Source organism: Parashewanella sp. 2210YD4-3 (assembly GCF_056591735.1).
Genome location: NZ_JBWQOG010000004.1, coordinates 62,553 through 79,496, shown reverse-complemented (window position 1 = coordinate 79,496; position 16,944 = coordinate 62,553). Strand labels below are relative to the sequence as shown.

The following is a 16,944-nucleotide window of genomic DNA, read 5'->3' as shown; positions in this document are numbered from 1 at the left end:
TCATAAACAGTCTTATATGCTGAACCTGAACAGAAAGTTGCTGAAAATCATAATGCTTGAGCTGATATCTTGGGGATGCAAGATATTCGTGTTAGGTTTAGGACGACATTTTATAAACATATTTCGATAGTTAATCAGTTGTTTGTACGGTAAAAGTCATTCGAGTAAAGCATTACTCATTTGATAGCCACAAATCGCCATTTAATGACGTTTTCTCAATTGAATACTATTAATTTAGACCAAGCTGACCTTATAATAGGCGGAAATCGGAGATGTGCCGGATGTACGCTGTAATGGAAAAATAGGAGCGATCGAATGCTGATTTTGACTCGTCGAGTTGGTGAAACATTGATGATTGGTGATGAAGTCACCGTCACTGTACTAGGTGTAAAAGGTAATCAGGTACGTATTGGTGTTAATGCACCTAAAGAAGTATCAGTCCACCGTGAAGAGATCTACCAACGCATTCAGTCTGAGAAAGAAAATTCATCAGAGGAAAGTAGCGGCAATTTCTGATAATAGGGATTTGCAGTTTATTGAAGGCCAGCTTTTTAGCTGGCTTTTTTTTTACCATACTGGTAAAAACGTCCAATGATCTTTTAAATATCAAAACTCACCGTTTCAGATCAAAACCTATCCAAACTTGCACTTTTACTACATAATTTACGCAAATAAGCACAAACCTAAGACAATGTGATTAAAAACAGGGCAGTTAGATCGACACAACTAAAAAGGGTTTGACTTATTTCCTTCAGACAGTAATATGTGCGCCAAGAAAACGGAGAGGTGGCCGAGTGGCCGAAGGCGCTCCCCTGCTAAGGGAGTATGGGCTTTATCTCCCATCGAGGGTTCGAATCCCTCCTTCTCCGCCATTTTCTTATTAGATATTTTTGAAGCGCGTGTAGCTCAGCTGGATAGAGTACCTGGCTACGAACCAGGCGGTCAGAGGTTCGAATCCTCTCACGCGTACCATCAAATCTAATGTGAACTTGAAGTCGATGCGCGTGTAGCTCAGCTGGATAGAGTACCTGGCTACGAACCAGGCGGTCAGAGGTTCGAATCCTCTCACGCGTACCATTCAATTTTATGTTAATATCTAAAAAAATAGTAAATAGCGATGCGCGTGTAGCTCAGCTGGATAGAGTACCTGGCTACGAACCAGGCGGTCAGAGGTTCGAATCCTCTCACGCGTACCATATTTACTAAACTTTATTATCGATGCGCGTGTAGCTCAGCTGGATAGAGTACCTGGCTACGAACCAGGCGGTCAGAGGTTCGAATCCTCTCACGCGTACCATAATAAGTAAAAGTACCACGGAGAGGTGGCCGAGTGGCCGAAGGCGCTCCCCTGCTAAGGGAGTATGGGCTTTATCTCCCATCGAGGGTTCGAATCCCTCCTTCTCCGCCATTACTTTTGCAATTCCCATTCTTCACTTCTTTTTAATTTCAGTTTTTCAATTTAATTAACCTGCATTTATTAATTTTCTAGTATTTGAATTAGCTAAAGAGCAATTGTGTGAACGTCAACAGAAGCGCACATCCATGTGCTCACGACTGTGACATCCTGTCACAGACGGTTGCCTTATCACACAATTACTTCTATACCATTCATACCAATTAATTGCTGTAATTGGTATGACTAATCAACCCCTAAGAATCCACCAGTTTGATGCGCCCACAGTTGAGCGTATATACCACCAGATTTGATAAGCGCAGAGTGAGTGCCTTGTTCAACGACCTTTCCTTCATCTAATACGATTAGCCTATCCATTGCCGCAATGGTCGAAAGGCGATGTGCAATAGCGATAACGGTCTTGCCTTCCATCAATTGATATAAGCTTTGTTGAATAGCGGCTTCTACTTCTGAGTCCAGTGCAGATGTGGCTTCATCAAGTACCAAAATTGGAGCGTTTTTAAGTAGTACTCGCGCAATAGCGATTCGTTGTCGCTGCCCGCCAGAAAGTTTTACTCCACGTTCACCGACTAACGCATCAAGGCCATGATTGCCCTCATGATCTGATAAATCTTTAACAAAGCTGCCAGCCTGTGCTTTATCGATGGCATCAAGTAACTCTTCTTCTGTGGCATCAGGGCGGCCATATAGAATGTTCTCTCTAATACTTCTGTGCAGAAGCGAGGTATCTTGTGTCACCATGCCTATTTGGGCGCGTAAAGAGTCTTGGGTGACTTGGCTGATATTGGTATGATCAATGTTGATTGAGCCATCGTTGAGATCATGAAAACGCAATAAAAGGTTTACCAGTGATGATTTACCTGCACCTGATCGCCCAACTAATCCGACTTTTTCACCGGGCTTGATGGAGAGATTTAAATCATCAAATACAGGTTTGTCTTGGTCGTAATGAAATTGCACTCGATTAAAGTCGATTTGCCCTTGGGTAACCTTTATCGCTGGAGCATTCGGAATATCCACCACTTCAGTGGGTTTAGATAAGGTTTTCATGCCATCAGCAACGGTACCAATATTCTCAAATAGTGCACTGATTTCCCACATGATCCATTGCGACATACCATTGAGTCTTAGGGATAAGCTTACCGCAATAGCAATAGCTCCTACTGTGATTGCTGATTCTTTCCAAAGCCAGATTGAAAGCGCTGCGATACTGAATGCCAGCACATAGTTAAGAGTTTGAACCCCTACATTTATTTTGGTTACTAACCGCATTTGTTTGTAAACGGTTTTTAGAAACCCGTCCATCGAATCTTTAGCGTATTCGGCTTCATTTTCGGTATGAGCGAACAGTTTTACCGTGGCGATATTGGTGTAGCTATCAACCACTCGACCTGTCATGGTAGAACGTGCATCAGCTTGCTCAGTCGAGACTTTTTTTAATTTTGGTACCAATAGATATTGAATACCTATGTAACAACCTAACCAAACAAACATTGGTAACACTAAACGCCAATCAGCAGAAGCAATCATTACTAACATTGAAGTGAAATACACCAGAATATAAACCAGAACATCCAATAACTTCATCACTGTTTCACGAACTGCCAATGACGTCTGCATAACTTTAGTGGCGACACGACCAGCATAGTCACTCTGGTAGAAACTGATGCTTTGGTTTAGCAGGTGCTTATGGGATGACCATCTAATCGACATAGGAAAGTTGCCCATTAGCCCTTGGTAAACGATAAGTCCATGCAGGAGCGATAATGATGGAATGACAACCAGAGTGAGTATCGTCATCCCGAGTAGTTTCATGCCTTCTTCTTGCAATAAGGTATTTGGGTTTTTATTTATCAGCCAATCGACCAATTGACCCATGAATCCAAATAACGACACTTCTAAAATAGCGAGTAGGGCTGTAAGTACAGACATGATGGCTAATTGGGAACGATAGCCCTTAGTGTGGTGCAGGCAAAACGCTAAAATACCTTTTGGTGGCTGAGTGTGGCCTTCAGTGGGAAGAGGATCGACCCATGACTCAAATCGCTTGAACATACTTATCCTAAATTTAAAAATAGTCGAAAAACGATTCAGCATACTGTAGATTCAAAAATCGGCAACTATGGATAACTAATAAATGTTGAAATTTCATAACATAAAAGTAAAAGACACAGCGAAGCCGATTGTATCGAAGCTTATTAATTTTTCGTTAGGTAAGGTGCTACTAGCTGCCAATGTAAATGGTTTGACGCATTTAAAGCTAAATGAACAATCATTAAATTTGGCACCTAGTGATGAGCCACAAAGATCATTGGCAGACGAACATATTGAAAATGCAAGTGTGCAGCTTAATGAATATTTTGACGGCCTTAGAAATGAGTTTGACTTATCCCTTGCTCCCCATGGAACTGATTTTCAAATGCAAGTTTGGCAGGCGTTGCTTAAAGTACCATTTGGTGAAACGGCGAGTTACAGTGATATCGCCGAACACATAAAACGACCAAGAGCTGTTCGGGCAGTTGGAGCTGCAAATGGTGCGAATCCTATTGCGATTATAGTTCCATGCCACCGAATTATTGGCAAAAGCGGCCAGTTAACCGGTTATGCTTATGGGATTGAGATAAAACGAACCTTGTTGGGACTAGAAGGTTATTGAATAGGACAATTCATAAAATGCCTTCTTGCCGGCTTACGGCGCGCTTCTAACTCTAGTAGATAACCAAAGCAATTTTTGTCTTCACCTAGCTCCGCTAATTGTGCAGGAGCGCCTACTGTTGGACTTAAAAAGCTATTCCTCTCTAATAGATGAGCATAGGTAATATGAGATTCAATGGCTTGTATAGCCTCAATATTTTTATGAAAAGCCAAATAGTGCAATGGCTGCCACCCTGATGATGAACATGCTGCGTCAAGTAACTTGGGATCTTTGTTAATTAAAAATTGAATTACTTTATTTTGTCCATAATCGCAGGCGCCATGAATAGGCAAAGGAGAGCGTTTAGGAAGATAGAGTAAATCTGGGTTTGTTTGAACTAAATATTCTACGACGTTTAAATTACCATACCTTGCAGCTAGATAGAGTGGAGTAGGGTGGAGATGCAAAGGCTGTGATTGACTATCTAATTGGTAAAGATATTCTACGACCTCTTTTTCTCCCATGATTGCAGCACATTGCATAGGAGTGTGACCATTATCGTTAATACAACTTGGGCTTACACCGTTATCTATTAGAACTTTTACGCTTGCCAAATCACCTGATTTTGCGGCATTCAAAAGCGCAGCTTGCTTAAATTTAGGTGGAGTTTCATCTAACATTTTCGCTGTAAAATGTTGATAGTCAGAGCAGAGCAAGTAACTAAAAATAGAAGATTGCTCGTAGTCAGCATCAAGCAATAGAACTCTTTGAATGATAGCAATGCGGATATCAGGATTATTAATCATGGTTAAACTTTGAATAAGATCTGCTCTGTTCTCATGTCCTTTAACCCAACTTAATACACTCTTTTTAAAATTTTCATCAACTTGAGTTCGTAAATTTAAGCAAATGATTGGCTGTAGCTTGAGGATCTCACAACACATTTGGTTATAATCTTGATTCACGCTTGGGTATGATTTTGCTGGAGGTTTACAAATATGATTGAATACATCTTCAAAGGCTGCAGCTCTAAAAATAGCTTGATGGATCATTCCGCAAGCGTCTTGTAATGTAAGCAAAGAAACATCAGAGGGTAAATCATCTAATTCTACAGGAGCCAGTTGGTCGGTTTCTGCTTTGTATAAATAGGTAAGTTCTTTTGCTTGAAAAAATTGATACCCATCGATACTTCCTAATGAAATACTATCTTTATGGGGCTCTTGCGGATCTGTATTTTCCTGTTCTTGTGACTCGATATCACCTGAAAGTTGTTGAATTGCCAGTGGAAAAATACAGCATCGGACTAGATTACAAAACAATAAAGCATCTCTATCAGAATACCTTACTTTCCATCGGGGTTGAAAGTCAGGAATAGGTATACCTAGTTCATGAACAACTAAGCATTTCAATGGTTGTCTATAAGTATAATTATTGATGGATGATTCGCTTGAAATGACAAAGCAATCGATGACTTGCTCGAGTAGTTGAGCTTGAGCCTGTTCAAATTTTTCACTGTTATTAGCTGAGAGAGAAAGTAGTAAACGGTGGTAAGTAAACTCAACATTGGGTAGCCAACCTCTATAGTAAGGCGTTAGTTGCAATATCAGTTGGCGTATTTGTGTTTTTGTAAGTTGCTTTGTGTTTAGTAATTCGATGATTTTATTTAACACTAGGCAATTGTTGCTAAACCGTTTGCTGGTGATAACATCCTCTTTTACCTTTAACTTTTCCGGAATGCGGACAACTAGCTTTTCTTTTTTATCGTCTTTCAGTGCTTTTTTTGTTTTCTTTGTAGGTAACGTTGATGTAGCCTTCTCAGGTTCTAACTGTGTTTGCGAGCTAGCTTGGCTCTCTTTTACCTTTTCTAAAACAGCAGATGGTTGCTGCGATTCTGCTGTGGTCGTACCAGAGACAGGCGTGGTAAAGCTTTGGTCACTCGCAGCTGCTGTGACTGCATCAAAGAGGGTGGTTGTACATTTTGGTTGCTTTTCTACCTGTTTCAACAATGCCTTTAGTTCTTGGTTTTCTATAGCGTCAGGTACTTGAGTATCGATGATACTACTTAATGTTTTCGATAAAGCTAGAGGTATCAGAGGATCCTCTTCTACAAGTACATATTCATCGTTTTCAGCGTCTTTAACGCCTTTAACGTCTTTTTCGTCTAGTTCGATTGCTGGCTCATCTACTTTTTGTGGGTCTTGTAAAGAGGCTGGGCCGCTTCTAAATTGAGTTTCAATGCTCATGAGATCACTATGCCGTTTTATATTTCAGCTAGTTATATCAAATTGGCGTTATATGGTTAGTTAATTTTCTTTAATAGTCGAATTAGATGTTGGAGCTGTTAGCCTCTCGCTATTTTCAGGGCTAAAAAAGTGATAGCATCGCGGCACCTTTAAGTTTTAAGTAAATAGTTCAATGGCGTTATCAAAAGAGTTAACCACTCGTTGTGGTGGTAAGTGTGAATTGTGTAGTTCGGAAAGTGAATTAGCTGCATTTGATGTAAGTTCTAGCTCTCAGTCAGGTACTGAAATTGCCTTATGCTCAGTTTGTTCTGAACAAGTCACCAAGACTGAAGATTTTGATGTGAATCACCTACGCTGCCTAAATGACAGTATGTGGAGTACAGTGCCAGCAGTTCAAGTGATGTCAGCAAGAATGTTGAATCGTCTGAGTAGTGAAACATGGGCTCAAGATTTGAAAGATATGTTGTATCTCGATGAAGAGCTACAAGCTTGGGTTGATGAAGACGTGACGGATGATGACGATGACATCAAGCACGTAGACAGTAATGGTGCTGTTCTAAACGCTGGTGATACGGTTGTGGTGATCAAAGACTTAAACGTAAAAGGCACCAGTTTTGTTGCTAAACGTGGCACATCAGTGCGTAATATCTCTTTAACCAATAATCCTGAGCATATTGAAGGACGAGTTAACGGCACTCGTATCGTTATCCTGACTCAGTATGTGAAGAAGTCATAATCAGTTTTAATTAAGAATCTATTTCTTAACGGCATCGAGTTCTAGCTCGATGTCGGTACAACCTTTTTTACAATAAATCCCCGACTTTTTTTCTGGCGAATGTTCCGGTAGCACCAAAGTCAGATCCTTGTTGCACTCAGGGCATTGATTTGCCTTTCCCGCTAATACTCGTTTAATCAAGCCTTTTTGTTTTTTAAATGATTGGCTCGTGAGTTTATTAATTTTATCAAAATCAGACATATTTTTTCATTTAAGCAATTCAACTTCAGCATTATATCAAACTCAGACTTTTGGGCGTACTCGTAACTTGAAAAAGTGAGATGAACACTAATTAATTTTAATGTCATCTCAAATCATGGTTTATTCATTAACTCATTCAAAGCTTGTGAGTTGCCCATGTCAGTAACGATTGGATTGCCCTATGAAAAGCAGTGGGATTTTGATAACAAATATGAATTTTGTCAGGGATTAAAATTTGAACGTAAGAAGACAGTTTCGATTATTTTTTATGATTCAGCTAGGCAAGTAGGTGTATTTCGATATGTACTGACGCCTCCTAAAAAGCAGTCAGTGGTATGGAGTATTGCGCGCTTTATGACAGGTACTCCGTATGGTTGCTGTCATGAGCCCCCCGCAGTGAATACAAGACATGATGAATTAGCTGAAGAGCTACTGGTGGATTTGGAAAAGCATTTAAACACAACCTCATTCATGCAAAATTCGATTGCCGCTGGCAATGTTACTGAAATGGAGCAGGTTCCAAAAAGTGTTTTAGCTGATCGTATTTTTATTCATTCTGGTGAAGTGCTCTTTCATCATGCAGTGAGAGTTAATTCAAAAGAAACAGTAGCCTTATTAAAAACAAAGGAGGTGGACGTAAATGTAATCGATAATTGTGGAATGACCCCCTTAATGCTGTGTTGTATCAATGATAACGCCGATATGGCAAAGTCGCTATTAGGTCAGGGAGCCAAAATTAGTCATTGGTTACATAAAAACTATTGCGATGAGAAAGGTCGTATTGTGTTTCCGCCAAAAACAGGGCTGTTTCATTTAGTTGCTCACTATGATGCAAAAAAATGCATGGAGCTATTTATTAACGATAAGCAATTCGAGAGTTATTTGTTGGATGAGCAGAATGAAGAGGGGATAACACCGCTTCACATTGCAGCCAAACAAAACCGTTTAATGATTATGCAGATGATGTTTAAATCGGGAAGTCGCGGTTTATCAATCAATCGCCCATGCCATATAGGAGATAGGCATACGGCTGTTCATATGGCTGTCGTTAATGGCCATAATGAAATCTTAACATTATTATGTGCTAATGGTGCAGATATCAATATTGCCGATAAGGATGGCAATTACCCTATCCACCTTGCATTGTTAAAGCGCAATGCGGACACCGTAAAGTTTTTGTTGAAAGGTGGGGCTGCATTGGAGGTTCTCAATTCTGAAGATTTAACTCCATTCGAACTCGCTGAGCTGTTAGGTTCCTCCGCTCAATCTACTCAGGTATGTTTGCTCGCTCTTTTTACGGATTATCTAGTACAAGTCGAAAATGATAATGATGCTTGCAAACAATTACGTGAAAAAATAGACGCTGGTATTTATTTTGACTCGGTATTAAAGGAACGAATTGCAGAAGTAAAACGATGGGAACCATACATCCCTGATTTGAAGTATCAAAACCACTACTTTTATTCTTCATTAGTTCAACTGAGAAATAAAACTTTATTAGGTTTTGCTGTTGAACACACCTCTGATAGCGTGTTTCATCGATTAGTCAATTCATGCCCGAAAGATATGATTAATGTGGTGGATTTTTGTGGATTTAGTCCACTGCATATCGCCGTAAAAACCAATCAACTTGAGAAAGTTAAAACATTACTTGAGCAAGGTGCGAACCCTCATCTTCTTGCCTACAATGGTGAATCACCCCTGTTTTTGGCACTTGAATATACTGTAAGTCCATTCGTATTAAAGGTTTTATTGGATAATAATGGCGATCCAGACTTTTGTATTACACATGAGTATTTATTTCAATTCGATAGATGTAAATATTTAATTGAGTATGCAGCGGAGCATGCACAGTTGGAGAAATTACGGATATTACTTGATTTTGGCGCGGATGCTAATAAGTTTGGTTCAGTCAAACGCTGCTCTGCTTTGTATTGGGCAATAAGTCGTAACGCCACACCTAAACAATTACAGCTAGATATGGTTCATTTATTACTTGAATCTGGCGCAGACCCGAATTTCGCTGATAACCGTGGAGAGACACCACTACATTTAGCTATCAAACTTGGAAACGTTGACGTAGTGGATGTGCTGCTAAAAAATGGGAAGCACTTTTTTGTCCAAATCATAGATATAGTATTACCCAATGCACCATTACCCATGCTTCAACATGCCTACCTGTTGGCTAATAATTTAAAAGACAAGCGAGCAGCAGCTAGGATAAAAACGCTTTTGGCTAAAACTTTTTCTTAAAAAAAGGCTCTGCTTCAATAAGGAGAGCCTGTGATATGTGCTTATAATCGATTAGATAAACGTATCTTTAATTTCTTGTTTAACGTAATTAAGATCTTGTTTTTCTTTACCGACTAAAATCATGTAATTGCCATTTTGATCGAACGTCATGCCTTCAAAGCCGTCTTTTTCAAAATTGGATTTCGCAATCATTCTATCTTCATTCGGAATGATGAAAACAGTCACTTGCCCACCCGTTTTGTTTTGCATAACAAGGTGCATGCCTTTGATGCCTTGGAAATCACAATATTTCGCAAACACTACTTGCCCAGGTTGCTTTGTGAAGTGCCCACCTTTTAGCCCTTTTATGCCATTTAGCTCATGGTTGATTTTAGCAAAGCTAATGTCGTTTGAAGCAGAAACGTGCTCAGGAGCATGATGTTGATGCGCAATAGCATAGCTTGATAAATCAATCTCACCAGTGCGCAGCATAGTAAAGGTTACACCTGCGACAAAGGCGACGGAAGCTGCCATTGACACCACAAAGCTTGTGGTGCGTTTAACTTTTTGATGTTGCTTTAACTGCTGTCGTAAAATCAAGCGCTCAGTTAAATCCTCTGGGGGAGATACGTTCAACGCATCCGCAATTTTATTATCCAGTGACTTCAAGTCACTCAGAAAGTCATGTTTAGCAGAGTCTGCGTTTGCCGCTTCTAAAAAAGCTTCGTCTTGACTATGCGGTTCAGCATAAGCTTTACGGCGAAATTCTAACTCATCCATGCGATAGCCCCCTTGTTTCTGTCTTTTCCATTGCTTCTTTCAATTGGTTACGCGCCCTAAAGAGTCGAGTCATGACTGTATTTCGATTTAAATCAAGAATGCTGGCAATTTCATCTCCGGTAAAACCTCCGATAACTTGCAGTAGCAAAGGTTCTCGGTATTCCATTTCTAAATTGCCAATTTGTCTTCTTAATAAATGTTGTTCAGCATGTTGCTCATTAGAGCCTGAAAACACATCTTCTAGATGGTCTTGCTCTATATCGGAATAATCAAATTGCTTACGTTCAAACCGACGAGCGTTTTCACGACGTAAAATCGTGATCAACCAAGCCTTGGCTGCTTTGTCATCTTTTAAGGAGTCCAAAGCTTTCCATGCGCGTAAAAAGGTTTCTTGAGTTACGTCTTCAGCAACATGTTTGTCCCCACACAACCAATATGCATATCGGTATAAATCAGTGTTCAGGGCACGAACTAGGCTCTCGTAACGGCGTTGTTTAGTAATCATGTCTATAGAGACCGTACTATCCGCCTTTTTATTTCGAAAATGTTTCAACATTTTTGCATTCTTTTTGGGCTGAACGCCATACCTTAGATCGTTAAGGGTTTAGAGGCGTTAAATGGTTGTCATTTTTTTTCGCGTTAGATGCATTTAAAGACTCAATGGCTTCCCGAAGAGCTTTGACCGTTAGTTGGCATTGACTCTTTCCATATTGAGCAGCCTGTAGTTCCTCTATCGCTTGTTGAATTTCTGTTGACACTTGGGACACTTGTGACAAATTCAATGTCGTTCCTTGGCGTTGGCTAGCATATTTTTGGAGCAGAGTTAGCACTTTACCATACTCTTTGGCTTTAAAGGCTTGTTCAATCTCTTTTATGGAGATATCAGACCACCGAGTAGATGCTCTAGTGTTTGCCATCTTTTGTACGTTTGACTGACGGCTTTGTCGCAACCACATAAATGTAGAGAATAACCATAGAGCGGCAAAAACAAGTGAAACCCAAGGCCAATAACCTGCTGATTCAACTGGTGTAAGCGTTGTTGCCGTTTGAGCTTGAGATGGTGCGATAGGTTTTTGTGGCTCTGGTGCAGGTACAGAGCCAATAACCTTTATTTTTTTTGCAGGCAAGGTTGCAAATTCTTGTTTGCGCTTGATTGGGTTCCACCAAGGAACGCGCACTTCTGGCAAGGTAAAGGTCCCAGACTTGGTTGGAACGATAGCCACTGTTTGGCTTACTTCAGCCACCAAAGAGTTGCCACGAACATAAGTTTTCCGTACCGGTTTTTCAGGATAGCTCTTCAACGCGTTAGAGTAGCTTAGGTTAAGTGTTGGAACACTTGCATCGTCAGTATTCGAAGCCAAAATTTTGATGGTTCGCGTGATAGGGGAACCAACCTCAAACACTTTTTTGTTTTCTGGCCACGTTTCTTTCAGAACCACTAAATCAGAGACCAACCAATCACCGTAATAATCAGCGGGTTTAGGTAAAATTTGAATGGACTGTGGTTTTGCATTTAATAGCACTGGGCGACTTTCATTAAAGCCAAATAAACCTCGGCTTGGTTGAGTATTGGTTAACACATCACCACTAAAACCTGCTCCACTAATCTCTAATTTTCCAGCCTTGTTTGGAATAACGCCATAGGTTCTTTCAATGACTCGAAAACGGCGGCCATTGACGATTTCGGTTGTATCTTTGTCATTGCCTATTTGTTTAACTTGAGCATCATCAATGTTAGGTGCATTTAACGCCCCACGCTGCAAGTCGACGGCGAGATAAAGCTTCATGGTGTAAAGCAAAAGCTGGCCAACGTAACCTTGCTGGTGGTTCAGTGAAGTGGTGATGTAAACGTCTTTATTCTTCTGCTTAGCATTTGCATCAGAAACGACTTGCAGAGCGATTTCATTCGATTTTACATTGTCGATTTCGAAGCTAGGGATCTTTACGATGCCTTTGCGTTTCGGAGCCAACAGAATTTGCCAGCGAGTTTCTCGTTTTGCGTCGAAGTTGATGATTTGAGTGCTTCGACTCACGCTAGTACGCCCGACAATAAAATCTTTAAGTAGGGCTGAGGTGTTGAGGGTTTTGCCTTCAACTTCGTCATCAGCGGTCACGTTTAAAATGAAATACTCGCCTTTAACAACAGGGTTTCTATCAACCGATGATTCTATTTTTGTGATAGCCAGAGCAGGAAAGGAAGTGCTGACCAATAGAATAAATAATGTTAAGAGTCGTTTTACCACTGTTCTTGTCCTTCTACTGTTCGACCTTGTTGACGACGTTTTTGATACTCAAGTTGCATTTTATTTCTGATCAAAAGTTGTGGGTCATCTGGGATAGCATTTAACGCCCTCTGCATACTTGCTGGTAATTGCTGTTTAGGTTCACCATTATCTTGTTTTTGTTCTGCAGCTGTGGCTTGTTGTTTTTTAGATTGTTGTTCATCCGCTTTTTGCTGCTCAGACTGTGATTTCTGTTGCTCTTGCTCAGATTGTTTTTGCTTCTGGTCATCCTGATTTGTTTGTTGGTTTTGCTGTTGAGGCTTATTATTTTGCTCATCAGACTCTTGAGAGTCATTGCCAGACTGCTTTTGCTGATCTGACTCTTGATTCTGCTTGCTTTGTTGTTGCTGATTTTGATTCTGCTGCGATTTTTGCTCGTCATTATTCTTGTTATTCTGTTGATCATTTTGCTGAGGTTGCTGATCTTTTTTGTCTTGGTTTTGTTGTTTGTTATCACCGCTACTGTTCTGTTTCTTTTGTTGCTGCTGTTTTTGCAGTTTTTTCGCTAGCTCCAAATTATGCTGAGCGTCAGCCATGGATGGAGCTTGTTTAAGTGCTTGTTGGTAACGTTTTTCAGCCTCGGCATAGTTGCCCATTTGCATTAGCGTATTGCCTTGATTGTAGAGCCCAGCTGCTGAGTCATCTTGCTCAAAGCCTTTCAGTGCTTGTTTGAAATCACCAGCTTTGTATTGTGCACTGTGTTGCCATTGTGGTTGATTGAATTGTTTGGCTGCTTGTCGATACTCTTTGTTGTTATACGCCTCTTGCGCTTGTTGGTTCTGTGTTTTCCATAGAGAGTTCCAATCCATTGCTTGTGCTGGTTGTGGCATTAATAAGCCTGTACACAGTATTAGAGCGAATAGAGTGGCCCCATTTCTAAACAACATAAGTACAAAGGGGATAAGTAATAAAGCGATGTATGGCCCTAGGTCTTGCCATGTCTCACCTTGTAAGTCAGTCAACTTTGCTTGTTTTTTTACACTCAGCTGATTAGTTATTTGTTTGATGTCACCATCATCAGCTCGATATTTGATCATGCTTCCTTGTCCTGCTTGTGCCAATTCGCTTAATAAATCATATCGAGTTTTTGCCACCACAATTTGGTTAGCGTTATCTCTTAATAGTTGTCCATCAGGTAAACGAATCGGTGCGCCTTGTTGACTACCAAAGGCCAAAATAATCAAGCGAAAATTCTGATCGCTAAGTTGAGCTTTGGCCTGTTGCAGTTGCCTTTCGTTAATACCATCAGTGAATACAATGATGTCGCCTTTAATATGTCCGCCGTGAGTAAGTAGCTGCTTCGCTTTCTCAATACCAGAAGCTAGGCTCGATCCCGCCACAGGCATAATATCTGGCGTTAGTGTTGGCAAGAAATTTAACAGCGTACCTTTATCACGAGTCAACGGGCTGATGGTAAATGCGTCTCCAGCATAGGCAATTAAACCAGTTTCCCCTTCGTTGAGCGCTTTGATCAAATCAATGGCTTTATATCTCTCTTGGGTTAAGCGGTTGGGAGGTAAGTCGGTAGCATAAGTGGATAAGGACATATCCATGAGCAGTACTCGGCCTTGAGTGCTGGCAAAGACAGGTAAGTTTTGTTTTGTTACAGCAGGGCCTGATAAGGCAATGACCAAAATAAGCCAGAAACCACTTAATAACAGTACCGAGTTTTTATTGTTTTGTGCACCAGTATCAATAAGTAAGTTTGCTAAGTGAGGAGAAATATAACGGTTCCATACAGTATTTCCTCCTTGATGGCGCCAAAGTAACACCAGTACTATTGCAAGAGGAATGAGAGCAAACAACCATTCAGGACGAATAAAATGCAAGATCATTTTTGTTCTCCTGATTTAATTTTTGATAGATTTTGCAATGCGGGTAATCGACTGAGACACATAAATACATGAAGCAATAGCATGAGGGCTAGAGGATAATAAAACAGCTCAGAACGTGGGCGATAAGTTTGTTGATCACGGGCGATAGGTTCTAGCTTATCAATTTCATGGTAAATTTTTTCTAATTCCTCAGTATTACGGGCGCGGAAAAATTTTCCATGGGTTTTATTTGAAATGGCTTTTAGTGCATTGATATCGAGATCCATAGATGGATTTACGCGCTGACGCCCAAATAGGGTTCTTTGCTCTAAGATATCGGCACCTACGCCAATGGTATAAATGGTGACCCCTTGTTTGGCAGCAATATCGGCGGCTTGCTGCGGGTCAAGCACTCCTGCGTTGTTAGAGCCATCGGTAAGTAAAATCAATATTCGATTGCTTTCTTTTACTTTATCAAAGCGTTTAACGGCTAGCCCAATGGCTTCGCCAATAGCGGTTTGTTTTCCAACTAGCCCAATTTGAGCTTCTTTTAAAAATTGGCTTACCGAACGTCTATCAAGTGTAAGAGGTGCTTGCAGGTAGGCGTGATCGGCAAACAAAATCAATCCTATGCGGTCGCCTTTACGACGTTGGATAAAGTCACTGACAACATGACGGATCATGGTAAAGCGATCTACGGTTTGATGATTGAGTACCATGTCTTCAATTTGCATACTGCCTGATAAATCCACTGCGACCATGAGGTCACGACCTTTACTCGGTAGGTCAATGGGATCACCAAACCATTGCGGGCGGCAAATGGCGGCTAAAAAAAGCAACCACAATAGCCAATAACCGTATTTTTTTGTCGAAGCCTTTTGTTGTTGGACACCTGTAAGTGTGCCGGTTGCAGGCAATTTTAAGTGACCACCGTGTTGTTTTTGCTTTATGCGTTTGAAAATAAGTGGCAAGGGAAGCAATAGCCAAATCCAAGGCCAAATTATGGTTAACATTTGGCCTCCTTTTTAAGTGGAAGTGATTGCTTTAACCAAATTGCAGCAAGAGTGCTTAGTTGTTGTTTTTCTTCTTTTGTTAACGGAGTGGCTTGGTAGCGTTTTTCTAATAAGCTAGCAATTTTTCCTTGATGTGATTTAGGCATGGTTTGATCTAACCATTGGTACCATTGATGGCTATCTACAGCTGCGATATCTTCTCGGTTACGGTAGCTCATCGCTGCACGCTTGAGAATTGCATTAACTTGGACGGCATAAGTGTCAATGTCGAGTGGAATAGCCTGCAACTCTGCCATAGCGGCCTTCTTTATCTTTTGATTATTTTTATGGCGTTTAATGAGTAGGTAAGTCATTACTATCAGCAGTATGGCTGTGGCAATAACAATCCAATATCCGATGGCAAGTGGCCAGAGCCCAATTGCTTCAGGGGTATGGATATCTTTTAACTGTGCTAATGCTGGATTATTGGCATTCATTGGCGTAACAGCTCCAATTGCTCACTGAGCTTTTTGCCTGCATCAATAGAGTTTGGGTAAACATGTATTTGCTGCATGAGTGATAAAAATTGTTGTCTTTTTTGTTGTTCGCTGTTCAGCCACGTTTGATACGATTGGCGAGTTAACACTGTTTTCTGCTTGCCTTGTTTGATAGGTAAACTAAATTGCTTAGGTAAATCTAGTTGCCCTGTACGAAGCGGATCGGTAACTAAAAAAGCCTTTACTTCACAATGGCGCTTGAGTTCAGTGAGCGGGGCAATACATTCGGGAGTAAAGTTTTGGCCGTCAGAAATGATCCACACCAAGGAACCTGGTTTTGCTAATCGTTTTAAGCGCATGCAGGCATTAAACACATGGTTTGGTTGATAGTCGTCATTATCAATATTTGCGAGTTGATTTTGATGAAGCTCATTTAAGGTAGAAATGAGCTGTAAAATGCCATGACGACGGCTTTTGGGTTTCAGTTCTACATGATCAGTTTCTGTTGCTACTAATGCGCCGAGCCGATCACCTTGTTGTACAGTATGCCAGCCTAATGTCGCTGCTATGTGACAAGCTTGCACAGATTGTAGTAATAATTGAGAACCAAAAAACTGGCTGTGGCTAAGATCAACAAATAGCAGAATTGGTCTTTCTCGTTCTTCGACAAACAGCTTTGTATGCGGCTTACCTGTACGAGCCGTGACTCGCCAGTCGATACTACGCACATCATCACCTTGTTGATAATGACGTACTTCAGCGAACTCCATGCCTCGGCCTTTAATATTACTGCTTCGGTGACCTGCCAAAGCCGCCTTGGCTCGGTGGTTTATGTTCGGCAGTGCTTTAGCAAGGTTCTGACAGGCTAACAGTTCTTTTTCAGAAAGCTCATAACCATTGGCAAATAGAGGCAATTGTTGTTCAGTTATCATTGTATCTCTTTTATGTGACTATAGCTTTTTTCAGTGCCGTTCCTTCAAACTCTTGTATAGAGCTATATGGACTAAATCCTATAAATTTATCGTCGCTCCTGCGAAGGCAGGAGCCTAGTGTCTTTTCACTTAAAGCCACTGGATACC

Annotated in this window: 14 protein-coding genes and 6 tRNA genes; 10 read left to right on the top strand and 10 right to left on the bottom strand. The window is 40.8% G+C overall.

The annotated features are described in order from the left end of the window. Window positions 1–315 precede the first annotated feature (315 nt). From csrA to AC1EU0_RS07495, 7 genes are all read left to right on the top strand, one after another. Window positions 316–516: a carbon storage regulator CsrA gene (gene csrA / locus AC1EU0_RS07525; protein ID WP_480301673.1), complete on the top strand. Its 201-nt coding sequence runs from the start codon at window positions 316–318 to the stop codon at window positions 514–516. A 264-nt stretch (window positions 517–780) separates the two neighbouring features. Continuing rightward, window positions 781–872: transfer RNA gene (locus AC1EU0_RS07520), tRNA-Ser, on the top strand. Between the two features lie 23 nt (window positions 873–895). Continuing rightward, window positions 896–972 (top strand) — tRNA-Arg (locus tag AC1EU0_RS07515). Between the two features lie 28 nt (window positions 973–1,000). After that, a tRNA-Arg gene (locus AC1EU0_RS07510) sits at window positions 1,001–1,077 on the top strand. A gap of 42 nt (window positions 1,078–1,119) precedes the next feature. Then, a tRNA-Arg gene (locus tag AC1EU0_RS07505) sits at window positions 1,120–1,196 on the top strand. 24 nt (window positions 1,197–1,220) lie between these two features. Further along, window positions 1,221–1,297: transfer RNA gene (locus tag AC1EU0_RS07500), tRNA-Arg, on the top strand. A gap of 19 nt (window positions 1,298–1,316) precedes the next feature. Beyond that, a tRNA-Ser gene (locus AC1EU0_RS07495) sits at window positions 1,317–1,408 on the top strand. 231 nt (window positions 1,409–1,639) lie between these two features. Here AC1EU0_RS07495 and AC1EU0_RS07490 read toward each other — a convergent pair. Then, window positions 1,640–3,469, bottom strand: a complete 1,830-nt coding sequence (locus AC1EU0_RS07490) for an ABC transporter ATP-binding protein (RefSeq protein WP_480301671.1) — start codon at window positions 3,467–3,469, stop codon at window positions 1,640–1,642. A gap of 82 nt (window positions 3,470–3,551) precedes the next feature. On the opposite strand from AC1EU0_RS07490, the gene AC1EU0_RS07485 reads away from it, so the two are divergent. Continuing rightward, a complete protein-coding gene (locus AC1EU0_RS07485; RefSeq protein WP_480301669.1) occupies window positions 3,552–4,070 on the top strand; it encodes a methylated-DNA--[protein]-cysteine S-methyltransferase in 519 nt (172 codons plus the stop codon). Here AC1EU0_RS07485 and AC1EU0_RS07480 read toward each other — a convergent pair. Then, window positions 4,064–6,292, bottom strand: coding sequence for an ankyrin repeat domain-containing protein (locus AC1EU0_RS07480; RefSeq protein ID WP_480301667.1), 2,229 nt, complete (start codon window positions 6,290–6,292; stop codon window positions 4,064–4,066). The genes AC1EU0_RS07485 and AC1EU0_RS07480 overlap by 7 nt on opposite strands. 172 nt (window positions 6,293–6,464) lie before the next feature. On the opposite strand from AC1EU0_RS07480, the gene AC1EU0_RS07475 reads away from it, so the two are divergent. Further along, window positions 6,465–7,028: a PhnA domain-containing protein gene (locus AC1EU0_RS07475; RefSeq protein WP_480301665.1), complete on the top strand. Its 564-nt coding sequence runs from the start codon at window positions 6,465–6,467 to the stop codon at window positions 7,026–7,028. 18 nt (window positions 7,029–7,046) lie between these two features. Here AC1EU0_RS07475 and AC1EU0_RS07470 read toward each other — a convergent pair whose 3' ends face one another. Beyond that, window positions 7,047–7,268, bottom strand: coding sequence for a hypothetical protein (locus tag AC1EU0_RS07470; RefSeq protein WP_480301664.1), 222 nt, complete (start codon window positions 7,266–7,268; stop codon window positions 7,047–7,049). Window positions 7,269–7,424: 156 nt separating this feature from the next. Here AC1EU0_RS07470 and AC1EU0_RS07465 point away from each other — a divergent pair, with 156 nt between their 5' ends. Continuing rightward, window positions 7,425–9,521: an ankyrin repeat domain-containing protein gene (locus AC1EU0_RS07465; RefSeq protein ID WP_480301662.1), complete on the top strand. Its 2,097-nt coding sequence runs from the start codon at window positions 7,425–7,427 to the stop codon at window positions 9,519–9,521. Window positions 9,522–9,572: 51 nt separating this feature from the next. On the opposite strand, the gene AC1EU0_RS07460 is transcribed toward AC1EU0_RS07465, so the two are convergent. The 7 genes from AC1EU0_RS07460 to AC1EU0_RS07430 are packed head-to-tail and all read right to left on the bottom strand — an operon-like array spanning window position 9,573 to window position 16,797. Next, the gene (locus AC1EU0_RS07460; protein ID WP_480301660.1) at window positions 9,573–10,280 is read right to left on the bottom strand and encodes a DUF3379 family protein; all 708 of its coding nucleotides are present in this window, start codon (window positions 10,278–10,280) and stop codon (window positions 9,573–9,575) included. Then, the gene (locus AC1EU0_RS07455; protein ID WP_480301659.1) at window positions 10,273–10,836 is read right to left on the bottom strand and encodes a sigma-70 family RNA polymerase sigma factor; all 564 of its coding nucleotides are present in this window, start codon (window positions 10,834–10,836) and stop codon (window positions 10,273–10,275) included. The genes AC1EU0_RS07460 and AC1EU0_RS07455 overlap by 8 nt, the downstream gene beginning before the upstream one ends. A gap of 40 nt (window positions 10,837–10,876) precedes the next feature. Next, a complete protein-coding gene (locus tag AC1EU0_RS07450; protein WP_480301657.1) occupies window positions 10,877–12,523 on the bottom strand; it encodes a BatD family protein in 1,647 nt (548 codons plus the stop codon). Then, a complete protein-coding gene (locus tag AC1EU0_RS07445) occupies window positions 12,517–14,397 on the bottom strand; it encodes a vWA domain-containing protein (RefSeq protein ID WP_480301656.1) in 1,881 nt (626 codons plus the stop codon). Before AC1EU0_RS07445 ends, AC1EU0_RS07450 begins: the two co-directional genes overlap by 7 nt. Further along, window positions 14,394–15,389, bottom strand: coding sequence for a vWA domain-containing protein (locus AC1EU0_RS07440; protein ID WP_480301654.1), 996 nt, complete (start codon window positions 15,387–15,389; stop codon window positions 14,394–14,396). Before AC1EU0_RS07440 ends, AC1EU0_RS07445 begins: the two co-directional genes overlap by 4 nt. Then, the gene (locus tag AC1EU0_RS07435) at window positions 15,383–15,865 is read right to left on the bottom strand and encodes a DUF4381 domain-containing protein (protein ID WP_480301653.1); all 483 of its coding nucleotides are present in this window, start codon (window positions 15,863–15,865) and stop codon (window positions 15,383–15,385) included. The genes AC1EU0_RS07440 and AC1EU0_RS07435 overlap by 7 nt, the downstream gene beginning before the upstream one ends. Further along, complete coding sequence (locus AC1EU0_RS07430) at window positions 15,862–16,797, bottom strand: DUF58 domain-containing protein (protein WP_480301651.1); 936 nt, start codon at window positions 16,795–16,797, stop codon at window positions 15,862–15,864. The genes AC1EU0_RS07435 and AC1EU0_RS07430 overlap by 4 nt, the downstream gene beginning before the upstream one ends. Between the last annotated feature and the right edge of the window lie 147 nt (window positions 16,798–16,944).